Origin of the sequence: Streptomyces sp. MB09-02B, assembly GCF_033794485.1 — a bacterium.
In the GTDB taxonomy this organism is placed as follows: Bacteria; Actinomycetota; Actinomycetes; order Streptomycetales; family Streptomycetaceae; genus Streptomyces.
Genome location: NZ_JARGEE010000101.1, coordinates 1 through 24202 on the forward strand (window position 1 = coordinate 1; position 24202 = coordinate 24202).

Annotated in this window: 21 protein-coding genes; 10 read left to right on the plus strand and 11 right to left on the minus strand. The window is 71.1% G+C overall.

Features of this window, described 5'->3' with window-relative positions:
- Positions 1-17: 17 nt before the first annotated feature.
- Entirely contained in the window at positions 18-335 is a 318-nt protein-coding gene (locus P1P70_RS16765) for an LAETG motif-containing sortase-dependent surface protein (protein ID WP_319238026.1), read from the minus strand.
- Between the two features lie 109 nt (positions 336-444).
- Between P1P70_RS16765 and P1P70_RS16770 the strand changes: the two genes are divergently transcribed.
- The 3 genes from P1P70_RS16770 (at position 445) to P1P70_RS16780 (ending at position 6007) form a co-directional block, all read left to right on the plus strand.
- On the plus strand, positions 445-789 hold the full coding sequence (locus tag P1P70_RS16770) for a hypothetical protein (protein WP_319238028.1): 345 nt from the start codon (positions 445-447) through the stop codon (positions 787-789).
- Positions 790-1008: 219 nt separating this feature from the next.
- Positions 1009-2277 carry a L,D-transpeptidase gene (locus tag P1P70_RS16775; protein WP_319238030.1) on the plus strand — a complete coding sequence of 423 codons (1269 nt, stop codon included), beginning with the start codon at positions 1009-1011 and terminating at the stop codon, positions 2275-2277.
- 358 nt (positions 2278-2635) lie between these two features.
- Positions 2636-6007, plus strand: coding sequence for a S8 family peptidase (locus P1P70_RS16780; protein ID WP_319238033.1), 3372 nt, complete (start codon positions 2636-2638; stop codon positions 6005-6007).
- Positions 6008-6109: 102 nt separating this feature from the next.
- On the opposite strand, the gene P1P70_RS16785 is transcribed toward P1P70_RS16780, so the two are convergent.
- Positions 6110-7036: a helix-turn-helix transcriptional regulator gene (locus P1P70_RS16785; RefSeq protein ID WP_319238036.1), complete on the minus strand. Its 927-nt coding sequence runs from the start codon at positions 7034-7036 to the stop codon at positions 6110-6112.
- A gap of 181 nt (positions 7037-7217) precedes the next feature.
- On the opposite strand from P1P70_RS16785, the gene P1P70_RS16790 reads away from it, so the two are divergent.
- The 3 genes from P1P70_RS16790 (at position 7218) to msrA (ending at position 9964) form a co-directional block, all read left to right on the plus strand.
- The gene (locus P1P70_RS16790; RefSeq protein WP_319238039.1) at positions 7218-8261 is read left to right on the plus strand and encodes an NAD(P)-dependent alcohol dehydrogenase; all 1044 of its coding nucleotides are present in this window, start codon (positions 7218-7220) and stop codon (positions 8259-8261) included.
- A 130-nt stretch (positions 8262-8391) separates the two neighbouring features.
- Positions 8392-9234, plus strand: coding sequence for an MBL fold metallo-hydrolase (locus P1P70_RS16795; RefSeq protein ID WP_319238041.1), 843 nt, complete (start codon positions 8392-8394; stop codon positions 9232-9234).
- A gap of 217 nt (positions 9235-9451) precedes the next feature.
- A complete protein-coding gene (gene msrA, locus P1P70_RS16800) occupies positions 9452-9964 on the plus strand; it encodes a peptide-methionine (S)-S-oxide reductase MsrA (RefSeq protein ID WP_319238044.1) in 513 nt (170 codons plus the stop codon).
- Between the two features lie 89 nt (positions 9965-10053).
- Here the strand turns inward: msrA and P1P70_RS16805 are convergent, their stop codons facing one another.
- The 3 genes from P1P70_RS16805 to P1P70_RS16815 form a co-directional block, all read right to left on the minus strand.
- Entirely contained in the window at positions 10054-11148 is a 1095-nt protein-coding gene (locus tag P1P70_RS16805) for a hypothetical protein (RefSeq protein WP_319238047.1), read from the minus strand.
- The gene (locus P1P70_RS16810; protein ID WP_319238049.1) at positions 11145-12785 is read right to left on the minus strand and encodes a M48 family metalloprotease; all 1641 of its coding nucleotides are present in this window, start codon (positions 12783-12785) and stop codon (positions 11145-11147) included. The genes P1P70_RS16805 and P1P70_RS16810 overlap by 4 nt, the downstream gene beginning before the upstream one ends.
- A 166-nt stretch (positions 12786-12951) precedes the next feature.
- Positions 12952-14070, minus strand: coding sequence for a hypothetical protein (locus P1P70_RS16815; protein WP_319238051.1), 1119 nt, complete (start codon positions 14068-14070; stop codon positions 12952-12954).
- A gap of 198 nt (positions 14071-14268) precedes the next feature.
- On the opposite strand from P1P70_RS16815, the gene P1P70_RS16820 reads away from it, so the two are divergent.
- Positions 14269-15423 (plus strand): cystathionine gamma-synthase, encoded by a 1155-nt coding sequence (locus tag P1P70_RS16820; RefSeq protein ID WP_319238053.1) that lies wholly within the window; start codon positions 14269-14271, stop codon positions 15421-15423.
- 46 nt (positions 15424-15469) lie between these two features.
- Here P1P70_RS16820 and P1P70_RS16825 read toward each other — a convergent pair whose 3' ends face one another.
- The 3 genes from P1P70_RS16825 to P1P70_RS16835 all read right to left on the minus strand — a co-directional run bounded on the left by P1P70_RS16825 (position 15470) and on the right by P1P70_RS16835 (position 16845).
- Complete coding sequence (locus P1P70_RS16825; RefSeq protein ID WP_319238056.1) at positions 15470-15718, minus strand: hypothetical protein; 249 nt, start codon at positions 15716-15718, stop codon at positions 15470-15472.
- The gene (locus P1P70_RS16830) at positions 15715-16206 is read right to left on the minus strand and encodes a sigma factor-like helix-turn-helix DNA-binding protein (protein ID WP_319238057.1); all 492 of its coding nucleotides are present in this window, start codon (positions 16204-16206) and stop codon (positions 15715-15717) included. The genes P1P70_RS16825 and P1P70_RS16830 overlap by 4 nt, the downstream gene beginning before the upstream one ends.
- A 144-nt stretch (positions 16207-16350) precedes the next feature.
- The gene (locus P1P70_RS16835) at positions 16351-16845 is read right to left on the minus strand and encodes a MarR family transcriptional regulator (RefSeq protein WP_319238060.1); all 495 of its coding nucleotides are present in this window, start codon (positions 16843-16845) and stop codon (positions 16351-16353) included.
- Between the two features lie 164 nt (positions 16846-17009).
- Here P1P70_RS16835 and ilvA point away from each other — a divergent pair, with 164 nt between their 5' ends.
- Entirely contained in the window at positions 17010-18239 is a 1230-nt protein-coding gene (gene ilvA, locus P1P70_RS16840; protein ID WP_319238063.1) for a threonine ammonia-lyase, read from the plus strand.
- Between the two features lie 66 nt (positions 18240-18305).
- Here the strand turns inward: ilvA and greA are convergent, their stop codons facing one another.
- Positions 18306-18806, minus strand: a complete 501-nt coding sequence (gene greA / locus P1P70_RS16845) for a transcription elongation factor GreA (RefSeq protein WP_319238065.1) — start codon at positions 18804-18806, stop codon at positions 18306-18308.
- 153 nt (positions 18807-18959) lie between these two features.
- Complete coding sequence (locus P1P70_RS16850; RefSeq protein ID WP_319238068.1) at positions 18960-19358, minus strand: DUF4307 domain-containing protein; 399 nt, start codon at positions 19356-19358, stop codon at positions 18960-18962.
- A gap of 212 nt (positions 19359-19570) precedes the next feature.
- On the opposite strand from P1P70_RS16850, the gene mca reads away from it, so the two are divergent.
- Together mca and P1P70_RS16860 are read left to right on the plus strand one after the other, a co-directional pair.
- Positions 19571-20422, plus strand: coding sequence for a mycothiol conjugate amidase Mca (mca, locus tag P1P70_RS16855; RefSeq protein WP_319238075.1), 852 nt, complete (start codon positions 19571-19573; stop codon positions 20420-20422).
- Positions 20423-20443: 21 nt separating this feature from the next.
- A complete protein-coding gene (locus P1P70_RS16860; RefSeq protein ID WP_319238070.1) occupies positions 20444-20689 on the plus strand; it encodes a hypothetical protein in 246 nt (81 codons plus the stop codon).
- Positions 20690-20782: 93 nt separating this feature from the next.
- Here the strand turns inward: P1P70_RS16860 and P1P70_RS16865 are convergent, their stop codons facing one another.
- Positions 20783-24097: a tetratricopeptide repeat protein gene (locus tag P1P70_RS16865; protein WP_319238072.1), complete on the minus strand. Its 3315-nt coding sequence runs from the start codon at positions 24095-24097 to the stop codon at positions 20783-20785.
- Positions 24098-24202: the final 105 nt, after the last annotated feature.

The following is a 24202-nucleotide window of genomic DNA, read 5'->3' on the forward strand; positions in this document are numbered from 1 at the left end:
CACTCACCCGCAGGCGACTACGCGCCCCCCACCGGCCCCAAATCCTCGTGCTCGCGGCGGATCGAGTACGCGACGAACGCCGCGCCGACGCCCAGCATGGCTGTGCCGCCGACGATGTACGGCGTGGTGTTGGGGCTGCCGGTGTCGGCGAGTTCGCGGGGTTCGTCGGCCGTCGTGTCCGTGGCCGTCCCGGTCGTCCGGTCGTGTATGGCCGGCTCGTCCTGGGTCGCGTTGGCGGACGGCACGAACCAGAGGGCACCCAGGAGGGTGCCCGCGGCGGTGGCGGTCAGCAGCGACCGGCGGGCGGCGGACGACGCGCGACGTGCGACGGACACGGAATATCGATCCCCTTGCGGTGCTGGCGAATTGGCCTGGGGAGCGATGCTAATGAAAGGCGCGGGTCGTGGGAAAGTCGCGTGACCTGTGAGCCGTACGCTCCGGAGCATGAGCACAACGGAGACATCACAGTTTGTCCGGCTTCGCGTCGAGTTGGTGGTCGAGGTCGAGGATGTGGAGGCCGTGACCGGCGCCGCATTGCGACGGATCTCGCAGGACGCCGATATGCCCGCCGATGAGCGGGTACACGCCGAGAGCGCGGTGACGGAGGACACGGCTGAGGCCCTCGCCTATCTGGTCGACCCGTTCGACCTGGTCGGGGACGTGCCGGGGGTGGAACTCGCCCAGGCCTCCTGGAGCAGCGAAGGAATCGACTACGACCCCGATTCGCCGGAATGGGGTCTCGACGAGGATGATGATCGGGAGGACGAAGAGGAAGACCGACTCGGCTGAGCGGCTTGGGAGATTGATGACCCCCGGGCGGCAACCGCCACCCGGGGTTCTTTCGTCTCATGGGTCGCACCAGTCACTAGTGCACCGCCGCCGGGTCGCCGTCGATCCGTTGCGGGTGGAGTGGCGTATCCCACATATCCGCTTCGGCGGAACGGCTCGGTGCCGTAGTGGTGTTTAAGTGCTTACGGGGATCTTCGGGGTTTTGGGGATTCGGCAACGATGGAGAAGCGTGTGATGACGAACAGTAAGCGGCGCAGGGGCCTGACGGTCGCGTCCGCACTGCTCGGCGGGGTGCTGGTGCTCTCTGCGTGCAGCGGGGGTGACAGCGACAACGCGTCCGGGAACGACGGCGGGGACTCCTCGCAGGCCCAGGCCGACAAGGCGGCGGCCGAGAAGACCTCCGAGGCGGACATCAAGATCACGCCGAAGGACGGCTCGGACAACGCCTCCATCAACAACTCGGCCAAGGTGACCGTGAGCAAGGGCACGCTCACGGACGTCAAGATGACCACCTCCGAGGGCGCCGCCGTCGAGGGTGAGATATCCGCGGACAAGAAGAGCTGGGCCCCGAGCGTCCAGCTGGAGCGGTCCACCAGCTACAAGATCACGGCCGAGGCCCAGGACTCCGAGGGTCGTGAGGCCCACGAGAACTCCGCGTTCACCACGGTCTCCCCGGCCAACAGCTTCATCGGCAACTTCACGCCCGAGGACGGCTCCACCGTCGGCGTCGGTATGCCGGTCTCGATCAACTTCGACAAGGCCATCACCAACAAGGCCGAGGTCCAGAAGGCGATCACCGTCTCCAGCAGCTCCGGCCAGGAGGTCGTGGGGCACTGGTTCAACGCCAACCGCATCGACTTCCGCCCCGAGGACTACTGGCAGGAGAACTCCACCGTCACCCTGAAGCTCGCGCTCGACGGGGTCGAGGGCGCCGACGGTGTCTACGGTGTGCAGCAGAAGACGGTCACCTTCAAGATCGGCCGCAACCAGGTCTCCGTCGTCGACGCCAAGACCAAGCAGATGAAGGTCATGCAGGACGGGAAGGTCGTCAAGACCATCCCGATCTCCGCCGGTTCGCCCGAGAACAAGACGTACAAGGGCGTCATGGTGATGTCGGAGATGTTCAAGGAGACGCGCATGAACGGCGCGACCGTGGGCTTCACCGACGACGACGGCAAGGGCGAGTACGACATCAAGGACGTGCCGCACGCCATCCGTCTCACCACGTCCGGGACGTTCATCCACGGCAACTACTGGGGTGCCGACTCCGTCTTCGGCAACGTCAACACCAGCCACGGCTGTGTCGGTCTGAACGACACCAAGGGTGCCAACGACAAGGGCACGGCGGGCTACTGGTTCTACAACAACTCGATCGTCGGTGACGTCGTCGACATCCGGAACACCGGTGACAAGACCGTCGCCCCGGACAACGGCCTCAACGGCTGGAACCTGAACTGGGCCGACTGGAAGGCCGGCTCAGCGGTCTGATCCACCGTCAGTCGCACATCGTCGATGCCGTTCCCGGGTTTCCCGGGGACGGCATCGGTGTCTGTGGGGTCGCGCACACCCGGGTCGCGACGATCCGCAAGGGGCGGATCGCGGTGAAGGCAGAACGCCAAGGCGTGACGGGGGCGCGTGCGGGTCGCGTGTGGCCGGCACTTCGCCGCTTTGCGCCCAGCCGCGAGGCGTGTGGCACGAGTTGACCCCCGGTCATACTGCGTAGACCGGGGGGAATTGACGTGTATGTGTGCGGACGGTCCCCTGGCCGGATTAACCGGGTCAACCTGGTCAATCGGGCCGACCGGGTCACCCGGGTCACCCGGAACTGTGGGCTCAAGGGGGAGACTTGCGCAGACACGTGAAGCGCGTGCGTACGGCCGTGACCGCCCTGGCTTCGGCCGTGGTGGTGACAGCGGGCACCACCCTGGGGACAGCGGGCCTGACCAGCCCGGCGTTTGCGATATCCGAGCGTGCCGGCGCCGCGGCGCCGGCCGGCCCCGGTGTCCGAGGCGCGGGAGGCGGGACGAGCCGCCGCATCACCCTCGTCACCGGTGACCGCGTCCTCGTCGACGCCGAGGGCCGGGTACGGGGCCTGGAGCGGGCGAAGGGCCGTGAGGGCGTGCCGGTGCAGCTCCGCACGGCCCACGGCCACACCTATGTGCTGCCGGCCGACGCTGCCCGGCTCATCGCCACCGGAAGGGTCGACGAACGGCTCTTCGACGTCACCGTGCTGAACCGGTCGGCGACCCGCGCCTCCCAGAAACAGGGCCTCAAACTGATCGTCGGCTACGCGGGAACCGCCGCCGGTGCCCGCGCCGACGTAAGGGGCGCCGGCGACACCAGGATCCGGCGCACCCTGAAGACCCTGAACGCCGACGCGGTGCTCACCCCGGGGGACGGTGCCGCCGAGCTGTGGAAGGCGGTCACCGACACCGACGGCACCACCGCCACCGGGGTCGCGAACCTCTGGCTGGACGGCGTCCGCGAGGTCAGCCTCGACACGTCGGTCGCCCGGATCGGCGCCCCGAAGGCCTGGAAGGCGGGCTTCGACGGCAAGGGCGTCACCATCGCCGTACTGGACACGGGCGTCGACGCCACCCACCCCGACCTCAAGGGGCGGGTGGCGGCCGCCAAGAACTTCTCCACCTCGCCCGACACCACCGACAAGTACGGCCACGGCACGCACGTCGCCTCCATCGCGGCGGGCACCGGGGCCAGGTCCAAGGGCACGTACAGGGGCGTCGCGCCCGGCGCCGAGCTGCTCAACGGCAAGGTGCTGAGCGACGAGGGATTCGGCGACGACTCCGGCATCATCGCGGGCATGGAGTGGGCCGCCGAGCAGGGCGCCGACGTGGTCAACCTCAGCCTGGGCGGCGGCGACACCCCCGAGGTCGACCCGATGGAGGCGATGATCAACAAGCTCTCCGCCGAGAAGGGCATCCTCTTCGCGGTCGCCGCCGGCAACGAGGGCGACGGGGAGCGGACGGTCGGCTCGCCGGGCAGCGCGGCCGCCGCGCTCACCGTCGGCGCCGTCGACGACAAGGACCGGATCGCCCCGTTCTCCAGCCGGGGCCCCGGTATGGACGGCCAGATCAAGCCCGACGTCACCGCACCCGGTGTCGCCGTCACCGCCGCAGCGGCCCCGGGCAGCGTCATCGACCAGGAGGTCGGCCAGAAGCCGGCGGGGTACCTGACCATCTCCGGCACGTCGATGGCGACCCCGCACGTCGCGGGCGCCGCCGCCCTCCTCAAGCAACAGCACCCGGACTGGACGTACGCCGAACTCAAGGCCGTCCTCGTCGCCTCCGCCAAGGGCGGCCCGTACACGCCCTTCGCGCAGGGCTCGGGCCGGATCCGCGTCGACAGGGCGATCAAGCAGACGGTCGTCGCCGACCCGGTCTCGGTCGACTTCGGGGTCCAGGAGTGGCCGCACACCGACGACAAGCGGGTGACCCGGGAACTCACCTACGAGAACCTCGGCACCAAGGCCGTCACCCTCGGCCTGTCGATCGCCGGCACCGCCCCGAACGGCAAGCCCGCCCCGGCCGGCTTCTTCCGGCTCGGCGCGAAGAAGGTCACCGTCCCGGCGGGCGGCAGGGCCTCCGTGAAGGTCACCGTCGACACCAGGCTCGGCGGCACCCTCGACGGGGCCTACTCGGCGTACGTCGTCGCCGAGGGCGGCGGCCAGGGCGTCCGCACGGCGGCGGCCGTGCAGCGCGAGCAGGAGTCGTACGACGTCACGCTGCAGATGCTCGACGGGCAGGGCAGGCCCGCCGAGCACCACATGCTCGACCTGACCGGCATCGCGGGGCTCGCCGAGGGCACGTGGTTCACGCCGTACGACAAGGACGGCACGGTCGAGCTGCGGGTGCCGGAAGGGACGTACATCTTCAACGCCGGGATCGTCGTGGACCCGAAGGACTACGGCAAGGGAGCGGCCTGGCTGTCCCGGCCGAAGCTCACCGTCGACCGGAAGACCTCCCTCACCCTGGACGCCCGCACGACGGAACCCGTGGACATCACCGTGCCCGACACCGCCGCCGAACCGGCCTTCGCGGCACCGGAGTTCACCCTGGAGGTCGGCGGCAGCGGGTACACCTTCGGATGGCTGCTCGACACCTACGAGGGGTTCCGTACCGCACACCTCGGCCCGAAGACCAGCGGTGGCCGGCTCAGCCAGAACTGGGTGGGCCAGTGGACCAGGGGCGACACCGAGCAGTACGCCGTCGCCACCGGAGGCAAGGTCACGAGGCTCGCCACCGGCTTCACCCGGCACTGGAAGAAGGGCGAACTGGCCACCGTGAAGACCGGCCTGGGCTCCTCCGCGGCGGGGAAGACGGGCGCCGTCATCCCTTGGGCCTGGCTCCCCGACAGCCCCGGCTCACCCGCCGTCGCCGTCCGGCGGCCGCTGCCCGGCACCCGCACGCTGCACCTGTCCGCCGTGCGCGGCGTGAAGTGGAGCCTCGACTTCGAGCAGTACGGCGCCGAGGACGACCAGGGCTACCCGCTCCTGGACGCCTACTACACGACCGGCGACAGCCACACCTTCACGGCGGGCCGGACGTACGCACAGACGTTCAACGTCGGCGTCTTCGGCCCCAGGATCTCCGGGTTCCACGGCATCCGCCGTGACGGGAACCAGCTGTACGGCCTGCTGCCGATGTTCGCCGACGGGCACGGACACGCAGGGGCCTCCTTCTACGAGAAGGTCACGACGGTCCTCCACCGCGACGGCCGGAAGCTCGCCTCCCGCGAGGACGCGCTGGACGGGTCCGGGCAGTTCAAGGTCCCGGCGGGCCTCGCCACCTACCGTCTGACGACATCGATCTCCCGCTCCGCCGAGCTGGCCAGAGCCGCCTCACGGATCGACGCGAGCTGGACCTTCACCTCGCGAAAGACGGCGAGTGACACGAAACTCCCGGTCTCCACCGTCCGTTTCGGCGCCCCGTTCCTGGGACTCGACAGCACCGCCCCCGCCGGCAGCGAGGGCACCGTCCGCGTCACCGTGCAGGGCGCGGCCAGGGGCGGGAACCTCAAGTCCTTGGCCGTGTACGTGTCCGGTGACGGCAAGAAGTGGACGAAGGTCGCCCTGAAGAACAGCGCGTTCACCCAGAAGGCTCCGGCGGCGGGGAAGAGCGTCTCCCTGCGCGCCGTGGTCACCGACAAGAAGGGGAACCGGTCCGCGGTGACGATCCACGACGCCTATTTCGGCAGATGACGGATCGCGTCCGTCGGCAGGTGACGGACGAACGGACCCCGTCCGTCGGCAGGTGACGGACGCGGCCCGGACCGTCCGCGCGGGCGGCGCCGTGGCACCCGGCTACGGCGTCGCCGTCGACGCGCGGGTCGCGTCCGTGCCCCAGCTGGCCAGGAGGCGGAGGGCGTCGGCGGACGGCGAGCCCGGTTCGGCGTGGTAGGTGATCAGGCTCTGCTCGTGGTCGTCGGGCAGGCTGAACGTCTCGAAGGAGAGGGTGAGTTCACCGACCAGGGGGTGGTGCATGCGCTTCACCCCGTGGCTCTTCTCCTTCACGTCGTGCGTCGCCCACAGCCGCCGGAACTCCTCGCTCTTCACCGACAGCTCGCCCACCAGCGCCGACAGCAGCGGATCGTCGGGATGGCAGCCCGCGTCCATCCGCAGATAGCTGACGATGTCGGCCGCCTTCTGGTCCCAGTCGACGTACAGATCCCGGTAGTCGGGCCGCAGGAACACCATCCGCGCCCAGTTCCGCTCCTGCGGCGGCAGCGCCGACCAGTCCCCGAAGACCACGGCCGCCATCCGGTTCCACACGAGGATGTCCGAGCGCCGGCCCGTGACGTACGCGGGAACGCCGTCGAGACTGTCGATCAGCTGCCGCAGGGCGCCCCGCACCTGCTGCGGCCGGGCCGACCGCTTCTTCTTGTGCGCCTTCGGCTTCGCGAGATGCGTGAGATGGGCGTGCTCCGCGTCGCTCAGCCGGAGGGCGCGCGCGATGGAGTCGAGGACCTCCGCCGACACGTTGCGCCCGTTGCCCTGCTCCAGCCGCGTGTAGTACGCCACCGACACTCCGGCGAGCTGTGCCAGCTCCTCCCGGCGCAGCCCGGGAACCCGGCGGTGCCGCCCGAGGGTCGGCAGGCCCACGTCCTCCGGCTGCAGCCGGGCCCGCCGGGTGCGCAGGAACTCGCTGAGCTCGGCACGCCGGTCGAGCGCCCCGGCCTGACCGGCCTGACCGGCCTGGGGCTCCCGCGCGGCTTGGGGCTGTTCGTTCATACGGCAAGTATTCACGGTCGTACGTCCACGCAGACCTGTGAGCCTGACCCCACCAGTGGTAGGACCGGCGGACGTACGTAAAGCCGTGACCTGGGTGACGCTCGGGATCTGGGGCAGGCTGGTCCTCGCAGCCGGCCGGAAGGCAGGCCGGATGCGGGACGAAGATCAGGAGAATTCCGGCATGACCACCACTGTTGCCGCCTATGCGGCGCCCGCCGCCAAGGCTCCGCTGGAGCGCACCACGATCGAGCGCCGCGAGGTCGGTGAGTTCGACGTTCTGATCGACATCAAGTACGCCGGTATCTGCCACTCGGACATCCACCAGGCCCGTGAGGGCTGGGGCGAGGCGATCTTCCCGATGGTCCCCGGCCACGAGATCGCCGGTGTCGTCGAGGCCGTCGGCTCCGGCGTCACCAAGTTCGCCGTGGGCGACAAGGTCGGCGTCGGCTGCATGGTCGACTCCTGCCGCGAGTGCGAGAACTGCGAGGCGGGCCTGGAGCAGTACTGCCTCAAGGGCAACGTCGGCACGTACAACGCCATCGGCAAGGACGGCGAGCCCACCTACGGCGGCTACGCGGAGAAGATCGTCGTCGACGAGGCCTTCACCCTGCGCATCCCCGACGGCATCGCCCTCGACGAGGCCGCGCCCCTGCTGTGCGCCGGCATCACCACGTACTCCCCGCTCAAGCACTGGAACGCCGGCCCCGGCAAGAAGGTCGCCGTCGTCGGACTCGGCGGCCTCGGTCACATGGGCGTCAAGCTCGCGCACGCGCTCGGCGCCGAGGTGACCGTGCTCTCGCAGTCCCTCCGCAAGCAGGAGGACGGCCTGAAGCTCGGCGCCGACCACTACTACGCGACCAGCGACGAGACGACGTTCAAGGAGCTGGCGGGCACCTTCGACCTCATCGTGTCGACGGTCTCGGCCCCGCTGAACCTGGACGCCTACCTCTCCCTGCTGAAGACCGACGGCGCCTTCGTGAACGTCGGCGCTCCCGAGGAGCCCGTCGCCCTCAACCTCTTCTCCGTCATCGCCGGCCGCAAGACCCTCGCGGGCTCCGGCATCGGCGGCATCCGGGAGACCCAGGAGATGCTGGACTTCTGCGCCGAGCACGGCCTCGGTGCCGAGATCGAGCTGATCCGCGCGGACCAGATCAACGAGGCGTACGAGCGGGTGCTGGCGAGTGACGTCCGCTACCGGTTCGTGATCGACACGTCGACGATCTGAGCGGCGGCACGTCGCACACCACGGCGCCCGGATGCGGGCGCCGTGGTACGGCCGGACGATGGAGGGAGCGGGGGAGGCACAGGCGGCCGCGCGCGATCACCACCCGGGGGGCCTACGAGGTGTGAGCGACATGCCCCTGCAGAAGACCCGTCCGGGCACGGTCCACAGGCTGCGTCCGGACATCAGCGTTCTCGCCGACAGCCTGGAGGTGCCGGGGATCGGGCACCTCCCGGTGAACGCGTTCGTCCTGCTGTCCGCCCAGCCGGTCGTGGTCGACACCGGCCTGGGCCTGCCCGACCGGAACTTCGTCGAGACGCTCAGCTCGGTGCTGGATCCGGAGGACGTGTGCTGGATCTGGCTCACCCATCCCGACCGGGACCACACGGGTGGCCTCTTCGACCTGCTCGCTGCGGCACCCGGCGCACGGGTCGTGACGACCTTCGTCGGCGCGGGGATCCTCTCCTGCGAACGTCCGCTGCCCCTCGACCGCTGCTACCTCCTGAACCCCGGCGAGACGATGGACATCGGTGACCGCACCCTCACCGGCTTCCGTCCGCCGCTGTTCGACAACCCCGCCACCGTCGGCTTCTTCGACGACCTCTCCGGTGTCTGCTTCAGCTCCGACTGCTTCGGCGCGCCGCTTCCCACGGCCGGCCTCGCCCAGGCAGGCGACGTCCGGGACATCGCCGTCGACGATCTGCGCACCGCCCAGCTGCTCTGGGCAACGGTGGACAGCCCGTGGGTCAGGACGGTCGACATGGACAAGTACCTCGCGACCATGCAGCCGCTGAAGGACCGCAAGCCCGATCTGGTCCTCTCGACCCACCTGCCCCCGGCGGCGGGTATCACCGGGTCCCTCCTCGACACCCTCACCACGGCCCCGGACGCCCCGCCCTTCACGGGCCCGGACCAGGCGGCCCTGGAACGGATGCTGGCGGAGTTCGAGCCGCAGGGCGGCGGGCACGGCCCCTGAGGGGCCGTGCGCTTCTCTCCATGCCGCACGACAGGACCAGCACGGCAACAAGACCTGCACGACAACAGGACCGGCACAGCAACAGGACCGGCACAGCAACAGGACCGGCCCGGAATCGCCTGGAGTGCTCGCGCGTTGAGGACGGTGGGCATCGGAGGGCGGCGGTGTGCGAGACGAGTACGCCGAGTCACCGAGCTGACTGTATGGGAGGGTCGCAATGACCGCGCAGACGCAGAGGGCCGTGCTGGCGGGCGGATGTTTCTGGGGGATGCAGGATCTGATCCGCCGGCTCCCGGGCGTGACGGCGACCCGGGTGGGATACACCGGGGGTGACGTGCCGAACGCCACGTACCGGAACCACGGCACGCACGCGGAGGCCATCGAGATCCTCTTCGACCCTGCGAGGACCGACTTCCGCGCGCTCCTGGAGTTCTTCTTCCAGATCCACGACCCGAGCACCAAGAACCGCCAGGGCAATGACATCGGCCTCAGCTACCGCTCGGCGATCTACTACGTGGACGACGAGCAGAAGCGGATCGCCGAGGACACGATCGCGGATGTGGACGCCTCCGGCCTGTGGCCGGGCAAGGTCGTCACCGAGGTGGAGCCGGTCGGGCCCTTCTGGGAGGCCGAGCCCGAGCACCAGGACTACCTGCGGCGTTACCCGGACGGCTACACCTGCCACTTCCCGCGCCCGGGATGGCGGCTGCCCGCCCGTACGGAGGGCTGACCGCGAGACGGCCCGGCGGAAGGAGCGGAGGCTCCGCCGCCGGGCTGTGCCAGCCCTGGGCCCCGAGCCCTGGGCCCGGAGTCGCCCGCTCAGTCGGTTGAGGACGCCGCCACCACCTGCGCCGACGCGTTGCGGATCCGGCAGTAGTACGCGGCCATCGCCTCGCCGTCTCCCTGATAGCGCCACGGCAGCGCGTTGACGTACCCGTCGGCCAGCTTGAACTGTTCGAGCGCCGCGTCGTCGCGGTCCTGGAGGGCGAGGTAGTACGCGAGCAGGTGCCGGAGTTCCGGGAGACGGGGGTGGGTCGGGTCGGCCGCCGCGGCGTCCGCGAGACCGGCGTCCACCCGGCCGATCATCTTCGGGGTACGGTCCGCCTCCGCGTCGTCCGACGTGTCGTGCTCGAAGTGCGCGACCAGCGGCAGGACGGTGAGCAGGCCGCCCAGGGGCGCCTTCGCCGCCGCCCGCTCGGCGAACTCCGTCGCCAGCTTCTCCGAGCCCCGCCACTTCGCGCACCAGTACTGCAGTGCCGAGAAGTGGGCCTCGTAGTGGTGCGGCGCCCGGGCGGTGATCTCCGTCCAGAGCCGGTCCATCTCGGCGTGCGGATAGCCGAGCCCGAGCGCGACCCAGATCTCGGTGATGAACGGCGTGGGGTCGTCGGGGTTGAGCGCCGCCGCCCTGCCGATCTCCTCGCGGGAACGTTCCAGCATCCGGTGGAAGCCGCCGAACTGCTCACTGGTCGTGTACTTGGCCCGTTTCCCGCCGCGCAGGTCCCAGGCCAGGATGACCGTGCTGCGGGCCCGGACGACGGCGGCGTCCGGGTCGTCGGGACGGTCCGCCTCCCAGGCGAGCAGCCAGTCGTCCTCCTTGGCCGCGATCTCCGCCAGCAGATACGCGGCGGAGGATCGGCGCTCCCAGTCCCGGCCGGTGTCGTGCATCAGCTTGGCGGCCGCCTTCCAGTCGCCGCCCCGCACGGCCGCGAGTGCGGAGTCCACCCCTGTCGGGAGCGGGCCCGCGTACTCGGTGTTCTGCCGCTCGGCCGGCAGCAGCCCCATCGCCTCGGCGACGTCCGGGTCGACGTCGCCGCTGGGGCGGAAGAACTCCTTGAGGAACACCCCGGCGATCCAGAGCCCGAAGAGCAGGGTCGGTACCGCCAGGACGGCCAGTATCCACAGCAGTACGGTCATCGCGGTGCGTCCGTTTCTCGGGCGGCGGGGCCTTGGGGAGTGGGCAGCAGCGTGCGCAGCGGGCGGGTGTCGGGGTGGTCGGCGACGGCCGCCTCGATCGCCTCGCCGAGGTCGCTCTCCGTGCCGTCCGGTGCGGGCGCCAACCGCGCCGCGGCCGGTTCCGACCAGGAGAACTCCCAGCTCAGCCGGGAGTGGGCGCTCAGCTCGGCCAGCACCATGCTCTGCAGCGCGTCGGCCAGCGCGGGCCGCACGAACTCACGGAAGGCCCGGCCCTGCGCCTCGGCCGCCTGGTCGGACAGGGGCAGCCGCCGCGCCAGCTGCCACAGCTGACCGTCGTCGATCACCTTGAGCAGCGCGGCGAGCCTCGGGTGGCCCTTGGTGTACATGGCGAGCGCCCGGTGCAGCGGTGTGTCGAGGGAGGCGAAGTTCGCGACCATCGAACCGTCGAGCAGTTCCTGCCAGTCGCCGGTGCGCCGGAACCCCAGCACGTTCTCGGTGAGGACCGCGTCCTCCAGCGCCGCGAGGGTCCGGTCGGGGTCGGCGAGCAGGCCGAGTGCCGCGCCCCTGGCCTCGTCCGCGCGGCCGTCGGCGGGCAGCGCCTCGATCCGCTCGACCCGGTCGGCGATGGGCGGGTGCGAGTCGTAGGGGGAGGCCGGCTCGGTCGGCAGGTCGGTGCGCAGGCCGACCAGTTCGAGCTGGCGGGCGGAGAGCATCCGGCCGTAGCCGCCGAAGAACTCGCCGCGCGGCGGCATCAGCCGGGCCTCGGCGCCGAGGGTGGCGTAGCTGTTCATGTAGAAGTCGAACGCGGCGTCCAGCGCCGGTATCTCGCGCAGCGCCGACGCGGTGGCGTCCCGGCCGGCGATACGCACGGACGCGAGGTCGGCGGCGTACTCCTGGCGGCGGGAACCGGCGAGCGTGGCGCGGATGTACAGCTTGGCGTAGCCGATGTAGATCTTCGCCATCGCGCGGTACGTGACGCCCACGTGCCGGGTGTCGATCTCCCGGGTCTTCTTCCCCTTGGCCGCGGCCTTGGCGTTCTTCTTCTCCTGCCGGGCCCGCTCGCGTCCGGCGCTCTTGTCGGCCCGCTCCTCGAAGTGCCGGACGGTGCGCAGCACCTGGGCGCGGCCCCGCACGGTGAGGGCGGCGAGCCGGGTGTCGGAGTTCGAGTAGTGGCCCAGCTCGTGGGCGAGGACCGCGCGCAGCTGCGCCTCGGTCAGGCCCTGGAGCAGGGGGACGCCGAGGTAGAGGCGGCGCGGGCCGGGCAGCAGGCCGAGCAGCCGGGCGTCCTCGGCGACCGCGGCGTTGACGTCGGCCGTCAGGACGATCCGGGAGGGCGCGCGGGTGCCGACCTGGTCGGCCAACTCCCGTACGGTCCGCCACAGTTCGGGCTCGTCGGCCTCCGTCACCGGCAGGCCGGGCGGTTCCTCGCCCTTCGGCGTCCGCAGCATGAACAGACCGCGGACCAGGGGGATCGCGAGCAGTACGGAGACCACGTACAGCTTGGCGGCGACGCCGGACGGGGCGTGCAGGTGGAGCAGGTAGTCGGCGCCGGCGAGCGCCGCGAGCAGGATGACGCCGAGCAGATAGAAGCCGGCGAGCAGCACGAGGGCGCGCAGTGCGCGCAGGGTCGCGCCCATTGGGCAGGTTTCCCCCCACGGAAAGATCGCGAACGATCGCATATACGGTGAAAATGGTTGATCTAGGACGTGTCCATGACCAAAGGTGTGAGGGGCGGAGTATTTCGCACGGGTGTGCGGGGTTGCAAGGGCTTACTGGAGGGGCCGGGGCGGGCGTCCGGCCCGGTCAGTGCAGGAGCGTCGCAGGACTGCCGCCGTTCGCCTCGTACCCCGCCACCGCCAGCGCCCGGTATATCGCGTAGTCCGCCGCCGGGTCCGAGGTGAGGGTCCAGGGGAGGGCGCCCACGTGGCCGTCGACGTGGACGAGCTGGTTCATGGCCTCGGACCAGCGCTCGGAGCGGACCAGGAAGAGGATCAGCAGATGGCGGACATGGGCCAGCATCGGGTCGTCGGGACGCGCGGCGTGCACCGCGAACAGGGCGCCGTGGATCGCCTTGGTGACGACCTCGCTCTCGTAGAAACCCTGCACCAGGTTCACCTCGGGCAGGTGCTCGAAGACCGCGAAGAGCGGCATGGCCGCCAGGAGCGAACCCTGCGGGGCCCGGGCGGCGGCCGCCTCCGCGAAGGAGTACGCCAGCTCCCGCGAGCCGTGCCACTTCTCGCACCAGTAGTGCAGGGCCGCCAGGTGCGCGCCCATGTGCGCCGGGGCCCGGTCGAGAATCCGCAGCCACAGCTGCTCGAACTCCTCGCGGGAGTACCGCAGCCCGCGCGCCACCGACAGCTCGATGATGTACGGGATCGGGTCACCGGGGGCCAGCAGCGCCGCGTCACCACACGCCGACCTGGCCTCCTCCATGATGATCCGGAAGTCGTCCGTGCCCGGCGTCGACGTCCGCCACGCCTGCTGCACCAGGAACTCCGCGTGCACCGCCGCGCCGCCCGCGTCCTTGGGGGCCTCCGCGCGCCACACCCGCAGCCACTGGCCGCCCGGCGTCTCGCCCACCCCACCGGGACGCTGCGCCAGCTCCAGCGCCGCCGCGCCCGCGAACGCCTGCACCCGCTGCCATCTGACCTCGCCGACCGCGTCCGTAACGGCCAGCAGCTGCATCGCCGCGCGGTGGTCCTGGGAGCGCTGCACCACGTCCAGCACGTCCAGCAGATCCTGGTCGGGACCCGGCAAGCGCACGTCCAGCAGCTCCTGGCGCACGAACCCGTAGTTCGCCGGGTCCGCCGCGTCCGGATGCCCCGCCTCGACCTGCTGAATACCGGCCCGCCGCCGCGCCACGATCGGCCACGCCACGAACCCGATCATGAGCATCGCCATCAGGACCCAGAGAATCTCCATGCCCCAAGGGTTCCAGACGCCGCCGACAATCGCGCAACCCGGTCGGCGTCCTGTGGATAACTCCGCTGCTCGCGGCATGGCCAGGGGCGCGGGGGAACTGCGCGGGCGGCCACGACGCACCCGCTGTCGCCAACCGCCGGCAACCCCCCACCCCATGAGGCGCCCGGCGGTGGCGCCGAGCGCTTAGGCTCGATACCCATGAGCGACACCCACACCAGCCAACACTTCGAGACCCTCGCGATCCACGCCGGCAACACCGCGGATCCCCTCACCGGCGCCGTCGTCCCGCCGATCTACCAGGTCTCGACCTTCAAGCAGGACGGCGTAGGAGGCCTGCGCGGCGGCTACGAGTACAGCCGCAGCGCCAACCCCACCCGCACCGCGCTGGAGGAGAACCTCGCCGCCCTGGAGGGCGGCCGCCGCGGCCTCGCCTTCGCGTCCGGGCTGGCCGCCGAGGACTGCCTGCTGCGTACGCTGCTCAGCCCCGGCGACCACGTGGTCATCCCCAACGACGCGTACGGCGGCACGTTCCGTCTCTTCGCGAAGGTCGTCTCCCGGTGGGGCGTGGACTGGTCCGTCGCCGACACCTCCGACCCGGCGGCCGTCCGCGCCGCCATCACCCCCAAGACGAAGGTCGTCTGGGTGGAGACCCCCTCCAACCCGCTGCTCGGGATCACCGACATCCCGGCCGTCGCCCAGGTCGCCCGCGAGGCCGGCGCGAAGCTGGTCGTCGACAACACCTTCGCCACCCCCTACCTCCAGCAGCCGCTCGCGCTCGGCGCGGACGTCGTCGTGCACTCGCTCACCAAGTACATGGGCGGCCACTCCGACGTCGTCGGCGGCGCCCTGATCGTCGACGACCAGGAACTGGGCGAGGAACTGGCGTACCACCAGAACGCGATGGGCGCGGTCGCCGGGCCCTTCGACTCCTGGCTGGTGCTGCGCGGCACCAAGACGCTCGCCGTCCGCATGGACCGGCACAGCGAGAACGCCACCAAGGTCGCCGACATGCTGACCCGGCACCCGCGCGTGTCGAGCGTGCTCTACCCGGGCCTGCCCGAGCACCCCGGGCACGAGGTCGCCGCCAAGCAGATGAAGGCGTTCGGCGGCATGGTGTCGTTCCGGGTCACGGGGGGCGAGGAAGCGGCCGTCGAGGTCTGCGACCGCGCCAGGGTGTTCACCCTCGGCGAGTCACTGGGCGGTGTCGAGTCCCTGATCGAGCACCCGGGACGCATGACGCACGCCTCGGCCGCCGGTTCGGCCCTGGAGGTACCCGCCGACCTCGTCCGCCTCTCGGTGGGCATCGAGAACGTCGACGACCTCCTGGCGGACCTCCAGCAGGCCCTGGGCTAGGCCCCGGCCCAGGCCGCGACCGTTCCCGGTCGCGGCCACCGGTCGCTCACCAGTCGATCACCGGTGGGGTCGTCGTCGACGGCGGCTCCACCCAGGGGCGGGTCGTCAGGGCCCACACGAAGAACGCGACCACGGCCACCGTCAGCACCAGCCACAGCAGACGGCGGGCCACCCTCCGGCGCCGCAGCATGCGCCCGCCGCGCCGCATCGCCGCCGTACACAGGTCGGGCGGCACCTGGACCGGCCCGCGCTCCAGGATCAGCCGTACGGCCGACTCACGCTCCCGCAGGCTCATGACGGCGCCACCTCCACCACCTTCTCGGCGGCGGCCCCGCGCGGGGGATGCAGGACGGTCGCCATCGCGCGCAGACAGATCGTCCGTACCCGCTCGACGGGCAGCCCGAGGAGCGCCGCCGTCTGTTCCTCGGCGACCCCCTCGTAGAGCCGGAGCACCAGGATCAGCCGCTCCTGGGGGCCGAGGACGCGCAGGACGCCCCCGCGCGCGTGGCGGAAGAGAGCGTGGTGGTGCCACGCCGCGCGCGCGAAACGCAGGGCCAGTTGCTGACGGGTCCGGTCGTAGGGGTCCTCACCGCGCAACCGGTCCCACGTGGCGTACGTGTGGGCGAGGGCCTGCGTCAGCAGCCGCCGCGCGCGCGGGTTGTCGTCCGGCGTCTCCGCCGTGAGCAGGGTGGCGGTCCGCAGCAGCCGCCCCGCCGCACCCGCGACGAACGCCTCGAACTCCTGGGCCCGGCGGGCGCCTTGGGCCACATGCCGATCTCGCACCACGCCTCCCGCCTGAGGCCCGGCCCTGAGGGGAACAGGGCCCGATCTCATATGAGGCCAGGAGCGGGGGCCCGGTCAAGGGTCAGGAGGGCAGCGGCTCAGGAGGGCGACGACTCGGGACGGCTCAGGAGGGCGACGGCGCGGTCAGGAGGGCGACGGTGCCTCCGGCGCCGCCGCCATGCGGGTGGAGAGCGCCGTGTTGAAACGGGTGAGGAGGGAGCAGAACGCCTCGCGCTCCTCGGGGTCCCAGTCCTGGGTGAGTTCGGCCATCAGCTGACGCCTGGAGGAACGTACCTCCTCAAGGCGGGCGAGCCCGCGGGGCGACAGCTGGAGCACCACCGCCCGGCCGTCCTCCGGGTGCGAGGTGCGCTTGACGAGTCCGGTGTCCACGAGCGGAGCCACCTGACGGGTGACCGTCGAGGAGTCGATCCCCATGCTCGCCGCGAGCGCCTTGACACCCATCGGGCCCTCTTTGTCGAGGCGGTTGAGCAGCAGGTACGCGGCACGGTCCATGGAGTTGCGCACCTGCCCGACGCCGCCGAGCCGGGTCTGTTCGGCACGGCGCGCGAACACCGCGACCTCGTGCTGCAGCGTGTCGAGAAGACCGGTGTCACCGACGGTCGTCATGTCCATCGACATTTCAGGTGTTGTGGGCATGGCCAAAGGCTCAATTCATGCGTGGGGCGCTGGGTTGGGGGACAGAGTACGCGGACCGGGCGCGGGGTGTACCGGCGCCACTGAAACCCGTCCCGCGCCTTGGTCACACCCGCGTTCCACCGCTGTGAACTGCGAGACTGGTGGTCATGAGCTACAGCACGGCTGACTCCTTTCCGGTGGTGACGCTCGACGACGTGCGAGGCGCCCAGAAGATGCTTACCGGCGTCTCACGTGTCACCGCGATGGAGGGCAGCAGGCATCTGTCGCAGCTCGTCGGCGCGCCGGTGCACCTCAAGTGCGAGAACCTCCAGCGGACGGGCTCGTTCAAACTGCGCGGCGCGTACGTCCGGATCGCGGGTCTGCTGCCCGAGGAGCGCGCCGCCGGTGTCGTCGCCGCGAGCGCCGGCAACCACGCCCAGGGGGTCGCCCTCGCCTCCTCCCTGCTCGGGGTGCGTTCCACGGTCTTCATGCCGAAGGGCGCCCCGCTGCCGAAGATCAGCGCGACCGAGGAGTACGGCGCCGAGGTGCGGCTGCACGGCACGGTGGTCGACGAGACGCTGGCCGCGGCCCAGGAGTACGCGGCCGAGACCGGCGCGGTGTTCATCCACCCGTTCGACCACCCCGACGTCATCGCGGGTCAGGGCACGGTCGGCCTGGAGATCCTGGAGCAGTGCCCGGAGGCGCGCACGATCGTCGTCGGGGTCGGCGGCGGAGGGCTCGCGGCCGGCATCGCGGTCGCGGTGAAGGCGCTGCGGCCGGACGTGCGGGTCATCGGCGTCCAGGCGGAGGGTGCCGCCGCGTATCCGCCCTCGCTGGCCGTCGGACGGCCGGTCGCGGTCGACAACCCGGCGACGATGGCCGACGGCATCAAGGTCGGACGGCCCGGCGACGTGCCGTTCGCGATCGTGGCCGACCTGGTGGACGAGGTCCGCACGGTCTCGGAGTACGACCTCTCCAGCGCCCTGCTGCTCTGCCTGGAGCGGGCCAAGCTGGTGGTGGAACCGGCAGGCGCCAGCCCCGTCGCGGCCCTGCTGAGCGCCCCGGGGGCCTTCGAGGGGCCGGTCGTCGCGGTGCTCTCCGGCGGCAACGTCGACCCGCTGCTGATGCAGCGCATCCTGCGCCACGGCATGGCCGCCGGTGGCCGCTACCTGCAGGTACGTCTCCGCCTCACCGACCGCCCCGGCGCCCTCGCGACGCTCCTCGGGGTGTTGTCGGCGGTCGACGCCAACGTCCTGGACGTGAGCCACGTACGGACCGACCCCCGGCTCGGGCTCACGGAGGTGGAGGTCGAACTACACCTGGAGACGAGGGGCCCGAAGCACTGCGCCGAGGTCAACCTCGCCCTGCGTCAGGCGGGTTACACCGTCATCGACTGAGGCCGCGAAGTCGGGCCCCCGGCACCGAAGGGGTGCCGGGGGCCCTGGGTCGAGGGATGGACGCGGTCAGCTCTGGTAGGGCACGGCCTTGAGGATCTTCACCGAGGCGAACTTGCCGTTCGGCAGCTCGTACTGGGCGTCCTGGCCGACCTTCTTGCCGATCACGCCCGAGCCGAGCGGGGACTGCGGCGAGTAGGTCTCGATGTCGGAGCTGGCGTACTCCCGGGAGGCGAGCAGGAAGGTCACGGTGTCGTCCTCGTCGCCGTCGAAGGCGATCGTCACGACCATGCCGGGAGCCACCGCGCCGTCCGCCGACGCCGGCGCCTCGCCGACCTTCGCGTTCTCCAGGAGCTGGGTCAGCTGGCGCACACGGAGCTCCTGCTTGCCCTGCTCCTCCTTGGCCGCGTGGTACCCGCCGTTCTCGCGCAGGTCGCCTTCCTCGCGCGCGGCCGCGATCTTGGCGGCGATCTCCGTGCGCGCAGGACCCATCAGGTGATCCAGCTCGGCCCTGAGCTGGTTGTACGCCTCCTGGGTCAGCCAGGTGACGTTCTCGCTGGTCTGGGTCACAGGTGCTCCTCGTAGGTACTGGAATACAAAGCATCGCCCTACCCAGAAGATTGTTCCTTCACGAGTGGGCGAAACCACGAGCCTAACAATTCAGCGGCGGAAGGGGGAGGACATAAACCACAAGCGCTACGTCGACGCAGGTCAGGGTCGCGTTCAGTCGGCGTGGCAGCCGAGCAGCTCGGCGGTGGTGCCGCGCGCCGTCGTCTTCAGGGTGACGACCTGATCGATGTCCGTGGTCTCGGCGTCGAAACGGAAGTCCGCCCGGCCCACCTCGGCGCCGTCCTCGGACTGGGAGCGCACGGTGCAGTAGCCCTCCACACCGGCGTCCTTGTCGCCCTTGAGGTGCACCTTCACCGAGGTGGCCGAGGTATCGAAGGTGTAGACCTCGACGCTGATCCTGTTGCCGGCGACGTAGTGGTAGGCGAACCAGCCGGCGAGGACGAGCAGTGCCGCGCCCAGGACCGTGCCGACGACCATGAGCTTGCGGTCGGCGCGCTCGTCCGCGGAGCGGCCGTAGCGCCCCTCGGGAGGCCGCGTGCTCGCCGTCGTCATGGTCGCCCTCTTTCGATCCGGACCGGGAATATCGCGCCCCCCGATGCCGTCACTATAGAAGCCCCCCGCCCAGCGCCTGACGGCCGCCCCACACGGGTGTCCGAGCGGGGCGGCAGTATGGACTCACCGGATCGCGCCGGGCCGAGTCACCGATCGTTCAGGCCGGGCGCCGACTTACGAGGGAATGAGTCTTGACTGACCAGCTGCGACTGATGGCCGTGCACGCACACCCCGACGACGAGTCGAGCAAGGGTGCGGCCACCATGGCGAAGTATGTGTCCGAGGGGGTGGACGTGCTGGTCGTGACCTGCACGGGCGGGGAGCGCGGCTCCATCCTCAATCCGAAACTGCAGGGCGACAAGTACATCGAGGAGCACATTCACGAGGTACGCAAGAAGGAGATGGACGAGGCCCGCGAGATCCTGGGTGTCAGCCAGGAGTGGCTCGGCTTCGTCGACTCCGGACTCCCGGAGGGCGACCCCCTGCCGCCCCTTCCCGACGGCTGCTTCGCCCTGGAGGACGTCGACAAGGCGGCCGGCGAGCTGGTCCGGAAGATCCGCGCGTTCCGTCCCCAGGTGATCACCACCTACGACGAGAACGGCGGGTACCCGCACCCCGACCACATCATGACCCACAAGATCTCGATGGTGGCGTTCGAGGGCGCGGCGGACACCGAGCAGTACCCCGAGGCCGAGTACGGCCCGGCGTACCAGCCGCAGAAGCTGTACTACAACCAGGGCTTCAACCGCCCCCGCACCGAGGCGCTGCACCACGCGCTGCTGGAGCGCGGCATGGAGTCCCCGTACGGTGAGTGGCTCAAGCGCTGGGACGAGTCCGACCACAAGGACCGCACCCTCACCACGCATGTGCCCTGCGCCGAGTTCTACGAGATCCGTGACAAGGCCCTCATCGCCCACGCCACACAGATCGACCCCGACGGCGGCTGGTTCCGGGTCCCGATGGAGATCCAGAAGGAGGTCTGGCCGACCGAGGAGTACGAGCTCGCGAAGTCCCTCGTGGGCACCTCGCTCCCGGAGGACGACCTCTTTGCGGGCATCCGCTAGCCCTGGGGGACAATGCCAGGCATGAGCGTAAGCCTGGCAGTCACACACCTCGTTTCCTTCGCCAAGGAGGTGGACGAGGACAAGGTCACCCCCGGCGTCCTCGGTTTCATCGTCTTCGCGGTGATGGCCCTGGCCGTCTGGGGCCTGATGAAGTCCATGAACAAGCACATGGGCAAGGTCGACTTCAAGGAGTCGCCGGGCCCGGAGGCCTCCGTCGAGGAGACGGCGACGGACGTGGCCGGGAAGACGACCACGGCGAAGGGCTGACCGCCTCGCCGGATCGAGGGGCGGACCGCGTGACACCGGGGAGGTGCCGCGCGGTCACGCCCTGTCGTGGCCGTGCCCCGTCGGGCCGCACACTCACCCGTGCCCGCCCGACACCGGCACCCCCATCACCTCGCGCGCGTGCCGGTTCGGCACCATGCCGAGGGTCCAGGCCCGCCAGCCGCTCTCCAGGTTGACGCCCCGCTCCAGGAGGAGCTGGTAGGCCTCGATGTACTCGGTGAGTTTCTCGTCACGCAGCGGGTGGTCCGTGCGGGAGAGGTGGGCCAGGTCCTCCTGGGCGACGGCGGTGCCGATCTCCACGCCGCCGGGAGCCGCGTAGGGCAGCAGGGTGCACTTGAGGAAGCGGGCCCAGTCCTCGCCGCGGCGGTCGCCGTAGGAGGCGAAGAGACGGGTGGCCTCCTCGCAGAGGGCCAGCGCCTGGGGGGTGCGGTTGTTGCCCGCGTCCACGACCGCCAGCTCCAGGCAGGTCCAGGCCTCCCCGTGGGCGACGCCGATGCGCTGGAAGTCGGCGCGCGCGTCGACGAGGAGCTGACGGGCGAAGCCGGAGTTGCGCAGCGAACCGGTCTGCACGGCGCGCTGGTCGCGGGTGACACGGGCCGAGTGGTGGCGGGCGCAGGCCAGGCCGTACACGTCCCGCATCCGGGAGAACATCGTGCGGGAGCGCTCCAGCTCACGGACCGCCTGGTCGAGGTTGCCGGTCTCCTCCAGGGCCTGGCCCAGGTAGTAGCCGGACCAGGCCCCGCCGCGCGCGTCCTCGTTGTCGCGGTGACGGGAGAGGGCCTGCCGCAGCCCGTCGACGGCGGCGGAGGGGTCGCCTGCGACGAGGCGGGCGCGGGCCAGCTGCGTCATCGACCAGGCCTCGCCCCGGGGGTCCCGGGTACGGCCGAACAGGTCCAGTGCCGTGCGCAGTTCGGTCTCCGCACGCGGTATCTCGCCCATGCGCAGCAGCAGTTGGCCCAGCTGGTAGTAGGCCCAGCCCTCGCCGTGCAGGGACTCCTGCTGTCGGTGCAGGACCAGCGCGCGGGTCAACAGGTCCAGGGAGTCCGCCAGATGGGAGCGGTCGCGCTCCACCGCAGCGAGGGCGTGCATCGTCCACGCGCGGTCCGCCGCCAGCTCGGCGGTCGACTGCATCTGCAGGGCCTCCAGGAGCTTCTCCGCCGCCTCGGTCAGATTGCCCTGGTGGTGGAGGGTGATGCCGAGGGAGCACAGGGCACGGGCGGCGCCCGCGTCGTGGTTCGTCTCCATGTACAGGTTGACCACGGACGCCAGTGTCGTACGCGACTTGTCCAGCTCGCCCAGCTGACGGGCCGCGATACCCGTACGCCACTGGACCGAGCGGGTCAGCAGGCCCTGGTCCACCGACTGGGCCAGCTCGTTGAGCTCGCCGAGGCGGTAGAGGTCGCCGCGCAGCAGGCAGTAGTCGCACAGGGCGCCCAGGAGGCTGAGCACAGCCGCCTCGTTGACGCCCTCCGCGTGCCGGAGCGTGGAGGTGATGAAGCTGGTCTCGTCGTCCAGCCAGCGCAGCGCCTCCTCCAGCGACACGAAGCCGTGCTGGCCGAAGCGGTCCGAGCGGGTCGACATGTTGCCGTCGACCAGGCGCAGGACGGAGTCGGCCAGGTCCGCGTACGTGACGATGAGGCGTTCCTGCGCGGCCGTGCGCTCGCTCGGTTCCTCCTCGTCGAGGAGGCGGGCGTGGGCGAAGGCGCGGACCAGGTCGTGCAGTCGGTAGCGGTTGCCGTGGACGTGGTCGATCAGGCCCGCGCGGGCGAGCGCGGTGAGGTGACGGGTCGCCTCCGTCTCGTCGGTGGCGAGGAGCGAGGCTGCCGCCGCCGCGCCCAGCGAGGCCCGTCCCGCCAGCGCCAGGCGCCGCAGCAGCTTGCGGGAGGGCTCCGACTGGTCGGTGTAGCGGAGCCAGAGGGCCCTCTCGATCGGCTCGACCGGGCCGTACGCGCCCAGGTCGGTGGCCAGCCGGTCGGGCGTGCGCGGGCCGAGGGACGAGCCGGCGATGCGCAGGGCGAGCGGCAGACCGCCGCACAGGTGCCGGATCCGGGCGACGGATGCGGTGTCGTACGAGCCGGAGCGCGCTCCCGAGGACGTTCCGGCGGCGCCGCCCCCGCCCGCGGCGGCGCCCGTGCCCACGCCCGTGCCGGCGGCGGCGCCCGCGACTGCTCCCGCCGACAGCGCCGCGCCGTCCTGGGCCGCCGTGCTCAGCAGTTCGTGCGTGCCCTCGGCGTCGAGCGCCTCGACCGGGAGCCGGTGAACCCAGGCGGGCAGGTCGGCGGGCAGGGCGAGCGGGGAGCGGGCGGTGACCAGGACCAGGCTGTCGGAGCGCTCGGGGACGAGGGCACGGACCTGCTCGGGGTCGGAGGCGTCGTCCAGGACGATGGTCACCGGCAGGGCCGCCAGGTGCTGGTGGTACAGCTCGCTGAGCCGTTTGACCTGCTGGTCCTGGGAGGTCCGCTCACGGAAGAGCAGCTGGTCGCGGGGCGCGCCGAGCCGATTCAGCAGATGCATCAGCGCGTCCCGGGTCGACAGCGGCGGCTCCTGGGGGCTGTCGGCGCGCAGATCGACCACACAGGCGCCCCGGAAGTAGTCCCGCAGTTCATGGGCGGCGCGGACGGCGAGGGCGGTGCGGCCGGAGCCGGACGCGCCGTGCAGCACGACGACGGTCGGCCGGGTCTCGGTCTCCGCGCGGGCCGCCTGCACCCACTGGCGGATCTTCCCCATCTCCGTCCGTCGGCCCGCGAACCGGTCGTCGGACTCGGGGAGTTGGGCGAACGACTGCTCCAGCACGTTGCGCCGCCGGGCCGCCGCGCTCTTGTCGGCACCGCGCAGCTGGGGCGCCTTCTTCTTGGCCGTCGCCGTGGACGCGGCGAGGACGCGCTGCTGGTCGAGGAACGGGCGTATGCCGCGTACCTCCAGCGCCGTCAGCCACTGCAGCCGCAACTGCTCGGGGCCGCCGGGCTGGCCCAGGGCGCCCGCGTGGTGGTGGGCGGCGGGGAGGTGGGAGGCGGTGACCTTCAGGACCGTGGCCACGGCACTCGCGATGCCGACGATCACGCCGGTGCTCACGGCGGTGCCGGGGTCGACGCCGAAGGAGAGGTCGGCCACCACCGCCGTACCGGCGGCGACGGCCGCGACCAGCAGGGGAGTGCCGGAGCCCTCCTTCGCGTAGCGCTGCCGGAAGGTGGGGCGGCCGGCCTCGGACTCGTCCAGGGCGCGGGTGTACGTCTCGTACTCCTCGGCCGCGTTCTGCGCCATCGAGTCCAGGGATGCGCGGGCGCGGCCGAGCAGGACCACTCCGTCGGTACGGCCGCCCGATCTGCGGACCTCCTCCTCGACCGCCCGGACCAACAGCCGTTCGGCCTCCCCCCGGTGGCTGTCCCGCATCACGCTTCCCCCTTCGCCGAAACGGTTGCCTCCGGCCAGTGTGCGGGGCGTAGTCCGACTAGGCGAGAGGGCGTGATCGTGGGCGGGGGTTCAGGTGCGGGGGTT

Coding starts and splice junctions, on each gene's coding strand:
- P1P70_RS16815 (WP_319238051.1), bottom strand. CDS start 14,070: ATGGAGATTCTCTGGGTCCTGATGGCGATGCTCATGATCGGGTTCGTG.
- mca (WP_319238075.1), top strand. CDS start 19,571: ATGGCCGTGCACGCACACCCCGACGACGAGTCGAGCAAGGGTGCGGCC.
- P1P70_RS16770 (WP_319238028.1), top strand. CDS start 445: ATGAGCACAACGGAGACATCACAGTTTGTCCGGCTTCGCGTCGAGTTG.
- P1P70_RS16795 (WP_319238041.1), top strand. CDS start 8,392: ATGCCCCTGCAGAAGACCCGTCCGGGCACGGTCCACAGGCTGCGTCCG.
- ilvA (WP_319238063.1), top strand. CDS start 17,010: ATGAGCTACAGCACGGCTGACTCCTTTCCGGTGGTGACGCTCGACGAC.
- P1P70_RS16825 (WP_319238056.1), bottom strand. CDS start 15,718: ATGAGCCTGCGGGAGCGTGAGTCGGCCGTACGGCTGATCCTGGAGCGC.
- P1P70_RS16820 (WP_319238053.1), top strand. CDS start 14,269: ATGAGCGACACCCACACCAGCCAACACTTCGAGACCCTCGCGATCCAC.
- P1P70_RS16775 (WP_319238030.1), top strand. CDS start 1,009: ATGGAGAAGCGTGTGATGACGAACAGTAAGCGGCGCAGGGGCCTGACG.
- P1P70_RS16860 (WP_319238070.1), top strand. CDS start 20,444: ATGAGCGTAAGCCTGGCAGTCACACACCTCGTTTCCTTCGCCAAGGAG.
- P1P70_RS16790 (WP_319238039.1), top strand. CDS start 7,218: ATGACCACCACTGTTGCCGCCTATGCGGCGCCCGCCGCCAAGGCTCCG.
- P1P70_RS16785 (WP_319238036.1), bottom strand. CDS start 7,036: ATGAACGAACAGCCCCAAGCCGCGCGGGAGCCCCAGGCCGGTCAGGCC.
- P1P70_RS16850 (WP_319238068.1), bottom strand. CDS start 19,358: ATGACGACGGCGAGCACGCGGCCTCCCGAGGGGCGCTACGGCCGCTCC.
- P1P70_RS16810 (WP_319238049.1), bottom strand. CDS start 12,785: ATGGGCGCGACCCTGCGCGCACTGCGCGCCCTCGTGCTGCTCGCCGGC.
- msrA (WP_319238044.1), top strand. CDS start 9,452: ATGACCGCGCAGACGCAGAGGGCCGTGCTGGCGGGCGGATGTTTCTGG.
- P1P70_RS16835 (WP_319238060.1), bottom strand. CDS start 16,845: ATGTCGATGGACATGACGACCGTCGGTGACACCGGTCTTCTCGACACG.
- P1P70_RS16865 (WP_319238072.1), bottom strand. CDS start 24,097: ATGCGGGACAGCCACCGGGGGGAGGCCGAACGGCTGTTGGTCCGGGCG.
- P1P70_RS16805 (WP_319238047.1), bottom strand. CDS start 11,148: ATGACCGTACTGCTGTGGATACTGGCCGTCCTGGCGGTACCGACCCTG.